Annotated in this window: 2 protein-coding genes; both read left to right on the top strand. The window is 68.2% G+C overall.

The genetic code is table 11. The features are described from left to right. Positions 1-94 precede the first annotated feature (94 nt). Complete coding sequence (locus IPQ09_01320; protein ID MBL0192859.1) at positions 95-1,012, top strand: tetratricopeptide repeat protein; 918 nt, start codon at positions 95-97, stop codon at positions 1,010-1,012. 2,081 nt (positions 1,013-3,093) lie between these two features. Further along, complete coding sequence (locus IPQ09_01315; GenBank protein ID MBL0192858.1) at positions 3,094-12,885, top strand: tetratricopeptide repeat protein; 9,792 nt, start codon at positions 3,094-3,096, stop codon at positions 12,883-12,885. Positions 12,886-12,975 lie beyond the last annotated feature (90 nt).

Genomic DNA, 12,975 nt, shown 5'->3' with positions numbered 1-12,975 from the left:
CCATCGTGCCTCGGAGGCGCTGCGAGAAACGGATCGGCCTCGCCGCCGCTTTTGGTTGAGAGTGACCGACCTTCTGCCCTAGGATGCCGCGCCGATGAAGACGTTCGCAAAGCTCGCCGTTCCGGTCGTACTGATCCTCGCCACCGCGTCGGGGTGCAGCCGGAACAACATCGAAGCTGTCAACCTCGCGAATGAGGGGGACAAGTCGAAGTCGGTCAACATCGAAGAGGCGATCTCGAAGTACGAGCAGGCCACGAACCTCGATCCCACGAACCACCGCATTCTCTGGAAGCTCGCGCTCGCGTACACGAAGAAGGAGGCCTGGGACAAGGTCGCCTCCACGTGCAAGCGCGCGGAGGCCGTCGCGCCGACGTTCGCGAACTACTACTTCCAGCGTGGCATGGCGCAGGCGCGCATGGCCGTGAAGGGCCCCGCGACTTGGGCCGAGGCGAAGGAGCCGCTCGAGCAGGCGATCTCGAAGGACCCGAACCTTGCGGACGCGCACTTCGAGCTCGGCGAGGTGCTGCTCCACTTGGACGACGAGCAGGGCGCGCTGCGCTCGTACTCGAAGGCCATCGAGACGAAGCCCGATGTCCTCTCGTTCTACATCCCGCTCGCGGATCTGTACATTCGCCTCGGGTACCTCGATCAGGCCGAGCAGGTCGTCAAGGAGGGCCTCTCGTTCGGCAAGGAGGGCGACAAGGGGCTCTTCGGGCTGCACAGCCTCGCCGGTCAGATCAGGGAAATGAAGGGCGACATCAGCGGCTCGGTGCCCGAGTACGAGGCCGCCAAGAAGGCGTGCGGGCAGTGCAGCTCGGGCGGCGAGCAGATCGCCTTCTTCAACCTCGGCGCCGCGTACGCCACCGTGAAGCCGCCGCGAAAGAGCGAGGCGATTCAGCAGCTCCAGTCGTTCAACAAGATCGTTTGCAAGGGCGCCGCAGCCGCGCGCTACGCCGACCAGTGCTCGCAGAGCCAGCAGCTCGCGACCAAGCTCGGCGGTCAGCTGCAGTAGCCCGACCCCGCATGCGACGCTCACGCGCCCTCCGCGGCTTCGCCCGCGGCGGGCGTTTGCCGTTCAATGGGCCGTGATCGTGTGAGGTCCGCCCGGGGCTCGGAAAAATTCGATCGCGCGAGAGAAGCCGCACACCTGCCGTGCGGCCTCTGGTAGCTTGAGTACGGAAATTCACCTGCTCAGCGGAGGCGTGTCGAGCGCGGCACGTCGCACGAAGTGAGCTTCGGCGTGTGAATCGGACCGAGGGAGTCAATGGACCTTCAGGAGCGTCTTTCGCATCTCGAGAACGTTCGGGATTGGCAAGGGCTTGTCGAGGAGCTCGAGCAGAGCACTTCGTCTGGAACGAACGAGGAGAAGTCGCGCAGCCATCTGCGGCTCGGGCTCTTGCTCGAGGACAAATTCCTGCTCGGGGTGAAGGCCCTGAAGCACTTCCAAGACGCGTTCAAGCTGAATCCGGCGGTGACGGAGAGCCTCGCGCGCGCGCGCTCCGTCTACTGGGATCTCGGCAAGTTGAACATGGTGCAGAAGCTCCTCGAGCTCGAGCTCAAGACGCTCAAGGGCCCGCGCAGCGCCGAGCTGTTGCTCGAGCTCGGCGACGTGCTTTGCGACGCCGGCGACTACGACCGCGCGACGTCCACGTACGCGAAGAGCCTCGGCGCAGCGGAGGGCGGCCCGAGCGCAGCGCTCGCGAGCGCGTGCCTCGAGGACGTGCAGGTCGAGAGCGGGTCGTGGCAGACCCACGTCGCGCACTTGGTTCGCGCGTCGGCGCAGCTCCCGCCCGGAGCGAAAGCCCGCGTGCTCCTGCGCGCCGCGCGCGTCGCGCGTCGCTTCGCCCCTGACGAGCTCGAGGGGCTCATGCACACCGCCTACGCGGCGGACCCGAGCGCGCAGCAGGTCGCGGCGCTCTACGAGGGGCTCCTCATCGACGCGGGGCGCGGCGAAGAGCTGCAGCAAGTGCAGGCCGCGATCGTCGCAGAGCTGTCCGATAGGCACGCGCGTGGACAGGCGGCGCTCGCGTTTGGCGTGCGCTGGGGCGCGCGCCACGGCAACCTCGAAGTAGGCGCGAGCTGGCTCGAGCAGGCCGTGCGCTACGACGCGTCGAACGAAGGCGCCTTCCAGTACCTGCGCGACCTGCGCGGCAAGAAGGGCGGCGATTGGGAGGGCGTGCTCGGCCTCGCCGAAGAGGCGGCGACGCAGCAGACGACGCCCGAGAACCTCGCGTTCCTCTTGTCGCAAGCAGGCACGATCGCGTGGCGCAGCCTGGGGAATCTCATTCGCGCGCGGGTGAGCCTCGAGCGTCTCAAGTCGCTCGTCCCCGATCACCCGACGGTGCTCGCGTTCGAGACGCAAATCGGCGAAGCCCTTGGCGCGCCCGCCGCGAGCCGCTCCGTCCTCCCGGTGACCATGCACGACGCCGAGACCGTCGAGCTCGCGGCGATCGATCCAACGACCCTCGAGCTCGCGTCTGCACGCATCGCGGCCATCGACGCCCCGGCGCGTCTAGCCACGGTCCAGCCGGAAGAGGACGAGCCGGCGGATGCGCCGACGATCGCGGCGCCGCCGATGCCCGCGTCCGAGCCGCCTCCCCCGGTCCCTGCGGCGGTGGCCGAGACCCCTGCCGCGGTCGCGGAGGAGCCCGTCGCGGAGGCGCCGGAGGCGCCTGCGGCCGTCGCGGAGGCGCCTGCGGCCGTCGCGGAGGCGCCTGCGGCCGTCGCGGAGGCGCCTGCGGCCGTCGCGGAAGAGCCCGAAGCCGCCGCGCCCGCCGCGGCGGCGGCGCCCCCCGCGGAGCCCACGCCCGTCGCTTCGCCGGCGTCCGGCGCGGTCGACGAGGAGAAGATCGCGGAGCTGCGCGCGGCGGCCGAGAAGCAGGAGGCAGCGAAGCGCTACAACGAGTACGTTCGTACGCTCCTCTCGCTCGCGGCGCTCGTGCCCGATCCGGTCGAGAAGGTCGAGCTGTTCACGAAGGCAGCCGAGCTCTACACCGGCAAGTTCGCCAATCAGGCCGAGGCCGTGAAGGCCTACGAGCAGGTGGTCGAGATCGACTCCGGAGAACGCGGTCGCCAAACGACTTCCTCCGCCAGATGTACGAGAAGCGCCGCGACTGGGAGAAGCTCCTCACGCTTCACCGACGCGAGGCAGAGCGCACGTACGGAGCCGAGCGCGCCGCGAAGTTCCTCGAGATCGCGAAGCTCGCGACCGAGCGCGTGAAGAAGCCCGAGGTGTGCATCGAGCTGTGGAACGAGGTGCTCACCACCGACGAGAGCAACGCAGAGGCGCTCGGCGCGCTCTCGCAGCTCTACGAGCGCTCCAAGGAATACGACAAGCTCGTCGTGGTCTTGGAGCGACAGGTCGAAGTCACCTACGACGACGCTGCCCGCGTCCAGATCCTCTCGAAGCTCGGCACCTTCTACGGTGACCGCCTCGGCAACGACGAAGGCGCGGTCAACGCGTGGCGCCAGCTGCTCGCCCTCGAGCCGGGAGATCGCAAGGCGCAGGAGGCGCTGAAGAAGAAGTACCTGGTGCTCGGACGGTGGGACGACCTCGAGGTCTTCTACGCCGAGAGCGGCAAGTGGGACGAGTTCATCCGTGTCCTCGAGCAGCAGGAGGCCAAGGAGGCGAACGCCGAGGCCAAGATCGGCCTGCTCTTCAAGATCGCCGAGCTCTGGGCGGATAAGAAGCAGAAGGCCGATCGGGCCGCGCGCGCCTACGAGAAGGTGCTCGAGCTCGAGCCCCAGAGCCTGCGCGCCGCTGAGGCGCTCATCCCCATCTACACGGCGGCGAACAACTCGAAGAGCCTCGCCAACGCGATCGAGGTGAAGCTCGGCCACGAAGAAGACGACCTCGAGAAGGTCCGACTGCTCCGAGAGGTCGCCGCGCTCTACGAGACGAAGGTCAAGGACCCCCAGAGGGCCTTCGAGCGCTACCTCACGGCCTTCGACGTCTCGCCCCAGGACGAGGCGGCGTCGCTCGACGTGGAGCGCGCGGCGAAGGCCGTGGGCGGCTGGCAGCGCGTCGTCGAGGCGTACGACGTGGTCGTGCGTCGCGCCGACGACTCCGCCGACCACGATCTCGCGGTGATGCTCCGACTCCGCCTAGGTCGCGTGCACGTGGAGGAGCGCCACGACGTGGAGAGCGCGCTCGCCGCCTACCGCGCCGTGTACGAGGCGGACGGTGAGAACCCCGCCGCGCTCGAGGCACTCGAGCGCCTCTATCGCGAGACGAAGAAGTTCGGCGAGCTGCTCGGCATCTACGAGAAGAAGCGCGAGCTCGCCCCGACCTCGGAGGACAAGAAGCTCATCAGCTACGAGATCGCGAAGCTCTACGAGACTGAGCTGCGCGACGTCGATCGCGCCATCGATACGTACGACGCGGTGCTCGAAGAGGAGCCTACCGACACCCAGGCCCTCGCCGCGTTGGATGTACTCTACAGGCAACTTGAGCGCTGGGCGCCGTACGCGGACGTGCTCCGCCGCCGCATCGAGCTCGACCTCTCCGAGGAGGAGATCGTCGACCTCAAGCACCGCCTTGGTGGCGTGCTCGAGACGCACCTCGGCGACGCCGCCGGCGCGCTCGAGAACTACCGCGAGATCCTCTTCCTCGCGCCCGCCCACGAAGGGGCGCGGCTCGCGCTCGAGGCGCTCCTCACGAACGAGAGCCTCCGCGGCGAGGCCGCCACGATCCTCGAAGGCATCTACGAGGAGCGTGGCGACTGGGTGAAGCTGATCAACGCGCTCGAGATCCTGAGCCAGACCGACGCCGACTCGGATCGGAAGGTGCAGCTGCTCCGGAAGATCGCGCGCATCAGCGGCGAGGCGCTCGCCGACCAGGGGAAGGCGTTCGACGCGCTCGCTCTGGCGGTGAAGGAGCAGCCTGCCCTCGCCGACACGCGCGCGGAGCTCGAGCGGGTCGCCGACGCATCGAATGCGTGGACGAAGCTCACCGCGCTCTACAACGAGGTCGCGGAGACCCTCACCGACGCCGCCCTCGCGCGTGAGTACTGGATGCGCCAGGCCAACGTCCTGGAGCACCTCGGCGAGATCGACGCGGCCGCCGCTGCCTACGGCAAGGTGCTGTCTCTCGATCCCGCCGACGCGCCCGCGCTCGCGGCCCTGGAGCAGCTGTTCGTCCGCACCGAGCGGTGGACGGACCTCATCAGCGTCTTCGAGCGGCGGATCGATCAGAGCGTCGACCCTGACGAGCGAGAGCAGCTCTACGGTCAGATGGCGGCCACGTACGACGTGAACCTGGGCCGCCCCGAAGCCGCGGTCGGTTGCTGGCGCAAGGTCCTCGAGATCGACTCGGCCAGCGCCGCCGCGCTCTCCGCGCTCGACGCGCTCTTCACGCGTCAGCGCATGTGGAGTGAGCTCGCCGACAACCTCGAGGCGCAGCTCGTGCTCGCTCAGGACGAGGCCGCCCAAATTGGCCTGATGCTCCGCCTCGCGGCGCTCCGCGAGTCCGAAATGGGGCAGGTCGAGGTCGCCATCGAAGGCTACCGCGAGGTGCTCGACCGCGAGATAAGCAACGCCCCCGCCCTCGCCGCGCTCGAGCGTCTCGGCGCGGATTCCGCGCACGAGCTGCGCATCGCCGATCTCCTCGAGCCCCTCTACCGCCAGACGGGCGACTTCGCGAAGCTCATCGGCGCCCACGAGGTGCAGGTCCGCCGCAGCGACGACGCGTCGCGCCAGGTCGAGCTGCTCCACCAGATCGCTCAGCTCCACGAGGACGCCGCCGGCGATCTCGACTCGGCGTTCACCACGCTCGCGCGCGCCCTCGCGGCCGATCCCGCGAGCGACCGAACGCAGACGCAGATCGACCGCGTCGCTCGCACGACGGGCCGCTTCCAGGACCTCGCCGACGTGTACGAGCGCCAGGCGCTCGCCACCACCGACGTGGTGCTGTCGAGCACGCTCCTCACCATGAGCGCCGAGGTCCACGAGCGCGACATCGGCAGCGTGGACACGGCGATCGCCCACTACCGCCGCGTCCTCACGCAGGACCCGACCAACCTGAACGCGATCGAGTCGCTCGAGCGCTTGTTCCGGCAGACCGAGCGCTACGCGGAGCTCTCGCTCACGCTCCAGCGCAAGGCCGAGATCCTCGACGAGCCGGACGACAAGAAGCACGCGCTCTTCCAGGCCGCGGCCATCGAAGAGGACGTGCTCTCGAAGCCCGAGGCCGCCATCGCGGTCTACAACGTGCTCCTCGAGCTCGACCCGGACGACCTCCGCGCCCTCGACGCGCTCGTCACGCGCTACCTCGAGCTGAGCCGCTGGGCGGATCTCCTCGCGGTGTACGCGCGCAAGGTCGACCTCATCGTCGACCCCGACGAGAAGAAGCGCATTCTCTACCAGGTCGGCGCGGTCTACGAGCGAGAGCTCGGCGACGTGCCTCGCGCGATCGACACGTACCAGCGCATCCTCGAGCTGGATCCCGACGACCTGCAGGCGCTCTCCCGGCTCGACGTGCTCTACGAGCACGCCCAGAACTGGACCGAGCTGCTCAGCGTGCTCACTCGCGAGAGCGAGATGTGCGCCGACGGTGCGGAGGCCATCGGCTTCCAGTACCGAATCGCGGAGCTCTACGAGAAGCGCCTTGAGGACGTGCCCCGCGCGGTGGAGCTCTACCGCGACATTCTCGGCCAGGCGCCCGATCACGCGCCCACGCTGCGCGCCCTCGAGGGCCTCAAGTCCGGCGCGGTCGAGCCGCTCGCTGCGGCGGCGGTGCTCGAGCCGATCTACGAGGCTGCGGGCGAGTGGCGCGCGCTGGTCGCGGTCCACGAGGTGCAGGTCGCGCACAGCGACGACGCCTTCCTCAGCGTCGATCTGCTCCACCGGATCGCGCGGCTTTACGAGGACGCGCTCGACGAGGCGAAGAACGCCTTCGACACGTTCGCGCGAGCGCTCGTGTTCGACAACGGCAACGACGTCACGCTCCAGAACCTGGAGCGGATCGCGCTCGCGCTCGGCCTCTACGGCGACGTGGCGGCGCTCTACGACGCGGAGCTCGCGCGGCTCGCCGAGAACCCGGACCGCTTCGTTGAGCTCGGGCTCCGCACGGCGCAGATCTTCGAGCTCTCGCTCGAGGACAACGTCAACGCGATCATTCGCTTCCAGCGAGTGCTCGAGGTGCAGCCAGAGAACCTGGTGGCGCTGCGCTCTCTCGATCGGCTGTTCACCGTGACCGAGCGGTGGAGCGAGCTCGCCGCCATCCTCAAGCGGGAGGCGGAGATCGCCGACTCGCCGGCCGAGGGTCTCGAGCTGAGCTTCCGGCTCGGGCAAGTGTACGAGCTCAAGCTCGGCGCCGTTGAGCTGGCGATCGCCTCGTACCGCGAGGTCATCTCTTCCGCTCCGGACCACCAGGGCACGCTCGCCGCGCTCGAGGGGCTCTTCGCGCAGAACCTCCTGCAGGCCGAGGTCGCCGAGATCCTCGAGCCGCTCTACCAGAACACCGCGGAGTGGGCGAAGCTCACCGCGGTCTACGAAGCACAGCTGTCGCACATCCCCCCTGAGGTCGTCGAGGGGCGCGTCAGCGGCAAAGAGGAGCGGCTCGCGGCGTACTACCGCATCGCCGAGCTCTTCGAGGACAAGCTCCTCGATCCGGTCCAGACCCTCGCCGTCTACGTGCGGGTACTGCAAGAGTACCCGCTCGACGAGCGCGCCGGCGAAGAGGCTCCGCGCGTCGCCGCGCTGCTCGACGGCGGCTGGGAGCACCTCGCCAACGCGTACGCCGACGTGCTCGGTCTTCACCCCGCCGACCACGAGGTCCAGCGCACGCTCGGAAAGCGCCTCGCGCGCACCTTCGAGGAGCAGCTGGGCGACGTCCAGAAGGCGGAGGAGACCTACAAGTACGTCCGCACGGTCGACCCGCTGGAGCCGGAGGCGCTCGAGAACCTCGATCGCATCTACCTCTCGCTCGAGCAGTGGCGCGAGCTGGCCGAGGTGCTCGAGTCGCGCGTGAAGGTGCCGATGGAGCAGGTCGACCTCGTCGACCTCTACGCCCGCCTCGGCGAGGTCTACGAGACACGTCTGCTCGACGCCGCCAACGCGACGCGGGCGTACCGCACGATCTTCGACGGCCTCGAGCGTGGGCACGAGGGCGCGATCGCTGCGCTCTCGCGTATCTACGAGGCGGAGGGCGCCTGGGTGCTCCTGAACGGCGTGTTCGAGCGAGAGCTCGAGAACGCCGCTGGGGACGCCGCGGAGGCGGACATTCGCGCGAAGCTCGCGCGACTCGCCTCGGAGCGCCTGAACGACGCGACGCGGGCGATCGACACGTGGAAGCTCGTGCTCGACCTTCGAGGCGAGGATCCCGAGGCGCTCTTCGCGCTCGCGGGCCTCTACGAGGGCCAGCAAGCGTGGCGCGAGCTCGTCGACGTGCTGGAGCGCCAGCACGACATCGCCGAGTCCGACGACGATCGGGTCAACATCCTCACGCGCCGCGCCCGGGTGTTCACCGAGTGCCTCGCGAGCGACGAGCTCGCTCTCAGCGACTGGAACCGCGTCCTCGACTACGACTACTCGAACCTCGCCGCGCTGCGGGCGATCGCCGAGATCCGTCGCCGCGAGGACGACCCGACGGAGCTCGTCAGCGCCCTCCACCAGCAGGTCGATCGCGCCGCCGCCTTGCTCGACGCGGAGGAGCTCAAGGCCTTGTTCCGAGAGCTCGGACGCACCTACGGCGACCGCCTCGCGCAGCCGTACGACGCGGCCGAGGCGTGGCGCAAGCTGCTCGAGGTCGAGGCCGATCTCGAGGCGCTCGACGCGCTCGAGGCCATCTACCGCGAGCAGGAGCAGCCGGTCGACGTCATCGACGTGAAGATGCGGCGCGCCGACGCGCTCGCCGACGTGCCCGCACGGATCGAGGAGCTCCGCGGAGTCGCCGCGCTCTGGCGTGACACCGTCGGAGAGCCCGACAAGGCCACGCTCGCCTGGCAGAAGGTCCTCGAGCTCGACGAGACGCACGACGAGGCGTTCCTCGAGCTGGAGGCCCTCCACACGGCCGCCGCTCGCTGGGAGGCGCTCATCGAGCTCTACCTCGCGCGCCGCGAGACCCGCACCGACGTTCCCGAGCGCTCCGACCTCCTCCGCCGCGTGGCGAAGGTCTGCGAGGAGAAGGCCGAGGACAAGGGCGCCGCGCTCGACGCGCTGCTCACCGCCTTCGAGGAGGACTTCCACGACAAGGAGACCTCGAAGTACCTCGAGCGCATGGCGCTCGCGACGAGCCGCTGGGGCGAGGTCATCCAGCGCGCCAACGACCTGCTCCAGCAGCAGACGGAGGCGCCCCAGAAGGTGCGGCTCTGCCTCCACCTGGCGAAGTGGTACGGCGAGGATCTCGGCCACCCCGAGTACGCCCAGCCGTTCTACCAGCAGATCGTCCAGCTCGACCCGAACAACGTCGGCGCGCTGCGGCAGATGGCGCAGCTCTACCGGAAGAACGCCAACTGGCAACAGCTCGGCGCCACGCTCACGCGGGCGCTCGAGGTGGCCGTCGGCGACACCGACCGCAAGGAGGTCCTCACGGAGCTCGGCGAGCTGCTCGACAGCCAGATGAGCCAGACCGACCAGGCCGTCGGTTACTTCACGCGGGCGCTCGAGGTGGACGGGAAGTTCCTGCCCGCGATCGAGAACCTCGAGCGCATCTATGCGTCGCGTGTCCAGAACCGCGAGCTCGTCGACATCCTCCACCGCAAGGTGGGTGCGCTCGACGCGCCCGACCTCATCGCTCAGACCAAGCTCCGCATCGCCACCCTCTACGAGGCGATGCCCGCCGAGGGGCAGAAGGCCGCGCAGCTGTACCGCGAGGTCTTGGAGATTGAACCCGAAAATCTCCAGTCGTTGCGAGGTCTTGGCCGCGTGTACGAGGCTCTCCAGCTCTGGCCGGACCTCGTCCGCGTGCACGAGAACGAGCTCGAGGTCGTCACCACGGAGCGTGAGCGCATCGACCTGCTCATGAAGCTCGCGCGTCTCCAAGAGGAGCAGTTCCTCAAGGCGGACCTCGCCGCTCAGCACCTCGAGCACGCCGTCGAGATCGACCCCAACCAGGAGGAGGCGTACGTCGCGCTCGCGCGCTGCTACCGCAAGCTCCGTCAGTGGGAGCCGCTCATCGCGACCTACGAGCGACACATCTCGGCGACGATCGATCGCCGCACCAAGGTCGAGCTCTACGGCGCCATCGCGCAGGTCTACTCGGACGAGATCTCCGATCCCGAGCGAGCGATCGACGCGTACCGCAACATCGTCGACCTGGAAGAGACGAACGTGCCTGCCCTCGAGGCGCTCTCGAAGCTCTACGAGAAGACGGGCGACATCACCCAGGCCATCGACGCGATGACCCGGGTCGCCGAGCTCACGCCCGACGCGAAGCAGCGGGTCGAGGCCTACTACCGCATCGGTAAGGCCCTCGACGAGAAGGTGGGCGACCGCCTCTCGGCGCAGGACAAGTACGAGATGGCGATGGATCTCGATCCGTCGCACATCCCCTCCCTCCAAGCGCTGCGCGTGCTGGCGATGGACAACGCCGACTACGACAAGGCGGCGCGGTACCTCGACCAGGAGCAGAGCTACACGGCCGTGCCCCGCCAGCGGGCCCGCATCCTCGTCGAGCTCGGGCGTCTCCGGGAGGAGATGCTCGGCGAGCACGAGGCCGCGGTCCTCGCGTGGGAGTCGGCGAACGAGGCCGATCCGGACAACGAGGACGCGGCGCTCCCGCTCGCCCACGACTACGTCGCGCGCGAGCTCTGGGAGAAGGCCGAGCCCCTCCTCGAGATGCTCACGCGGAAGGCCGGCAAGCGGGATCGCTCCGAGCAGCACGACCTTTGGAACAACCTCGGTCGCGTCCAGGCGTCTCTCGGCAAGGACGATCGCGCGCTGAAGGCCTACTCGGCCGCTCAGCAGCTCGATCTGACCGACCAGGTCACCATCCGGGGGCTCGCCGAGGTGTGCTTCCGGCTCCGTGACTGGGCCGGCGCGCTCAACAACTTCCAGAAGGTGCTCACCACCCTCGGCGAAGACGAGCTCGACGCGCGCGCGGACGTCTACTTCAAGCTCGGGCGCATCAAGCGCGAGCAGGGACAGGCGAAGCAGGCGATCAACAACTTCGAGAAGGCGCTCGGCGTCGACCCGGCCCACCGCCCCACGCTCGATGCCCTCATCGAGGTGTACTCGGACGTGAAGGACTGGAAGCAGGTCGTCGCGTACAAGCGCCAGATCCTCGACAACGTGATGGACGGCGACGAGCGCTTCAAGATGCTCGTCGAGATCGCCGACATCTGGCAGGACTTCGACAAGAGCCCGGCCAAGGCGATCGAGGCCCTCGAGGAGGCGAAGGACCTCAAGCCGGAGGACCGCCCGCTGCTCCACAAGATGCTGTCGCTCTACGAGTCGACGGGCAGCTGGGCGCGGATGATCGACACCGTGCAGGCGATCGCCGACATGGAGAAGGACCCGATCCGCAAGTCGAAGTTCATCTTCACGATGGCCCAGCTCTTCCGCGACAAGGAAGGCGACCAGGAGCGCGCGGTCGAGCTCTTCAACGAGGCCCTCGATCTCAACCCCCGCGATCTGCAGGCCTTCGAGCGCATCAACAAGATCCTGACCAACCAGCAGGACTGGAAGGGCCTCGAGCGCGCGTATCGCAAGATGCTCCGTCGGCTCTCGACGGCGAACGTCTCCGACTCCGACCTCGAGTACTCGCTCTGGCACAGCCTCGGGCTCATCTACCGCGATCGGCAGCGCGACTGGTCGAGCGCCATCGAGGCCTTCAAGATGGCTACGCGCTTCAAGCCGGACGAGGCGCTCGAGCGCCAGATCCTGGCGGAGCTCTACGAGAACACCGACAACACCGAGGCGGCGATGGGCGAGCACCTGATCGTGCTCCAGAAGGAGCCGCTTCGGGTCGACCCGTACCGCAGCCTGTACAAGCTGTCGCTGAAGATGCACGACTACGATCGCGCCTGGTGCATGTGCGCCGCGCTCTCGTTCCTGCACAAGGCCGACGCCGAGGAGCAGCGCTTCTTCGAGGACTACCGCCCGCGCGGGATGATCCAGGTGAAGTCGCGGCTCGACAACGAGCAGTGGGTGAAGAACCTCTTCCACAAGGACGACAACATCTTCATCGGGAAGATCTTCGAATTCGTCACGCCCGCGGCGATCCTCGCCAAGACCACGGCGCTCGCCCAGGCGAAGCAGCTGCCGTCGCTCGACAAGCGCTTCAAGCAGGACCCCGCGACCTCTACCGTGACCTTCGCCAAGACCTTCGGGTGGGCGGCGCAGGTGCTCGGCATCCAGCTCCCCGAGCTGTATCTGCGCAACGACGTGCCGGGCGCGCTGGTGACTGTGCCGTCGCGCCCCGTCGCGAGCGTCGCGGGCAACACGGTGCTGACCGGGTTCTCGCCGCAAGAGCTCACGTTCATCGTGGGCAAGCACCTCGCGCACTACCGCTCCGAGCACTACATCAAGACGCTCTTCCCCACGCTGGACGAGCTCAAGGTGATCTTGTTCTCCGCCATCAAGATCGTGCTCCCCGACTTCGCGGTGCCCGAGAACATGGCGCAGGCCGTCGCGTCGACCGCTTCGACCTTTGTAAAATACATGCAGCCGGTGGAGCGCGACTCGCTCCGCCTCGTGGTCAACCGCTTCGTCGAGGACGGCGCTCGCGCCGACCTGAAGCGCTGGATGCAGGCGACCGAGGTGACAGCGGCGCGCGCGGGGCTCCTGCTCTGCGCCGACCTCGACATCGCGAAGAAGATCATCGGCGCCGAGCAGCAGCTGCCTGGCGACCTGCCCCCGCAGGAGAAGATGAAGGAGCTGCTCGTCTTCTCGGTGAGCGAGCAGTACCTCGCGCTCCGCAAGGTGCTCGGCATCGCGGTGGGCTGATCTTCACCTAACTGCATATCGCGGCGCAACGAACGCGCGTGCTCTCCCGAGAGGAGGGCACGCGCTTTTTTCTTGTCGCGCGAGGAGGTG

The organism is Myxococcales bacterium (assembly GCA_016720545.1).
Taxonomy (GTDB): domain Bacteria; phylum Myxococcota_A; class Polyangia; order Polyangiales; family Polyangiaceae; genus JAAFHV01.
This window is presented reverse-complemented; position numbering and strand designations above follow the sequence as displayed.

Excerpts from the sequence above, each read along its gene's own strand:
- IPQ09_01315 (MBL0192858.1), top strand. The coding sequence starts at position 3,094 with ATGTACGAGAAGCGCCGCGACTGGGAGAAGCTCCTCACGCTTCACCGA.
- IPQ09_01320 (MBL0192859.1), top strand. The coding sequence starts at position 95 with ATGAAGACGTTCGCAAAGCTCGCCGTTCCGGTCGTACTGATCCTCGCC.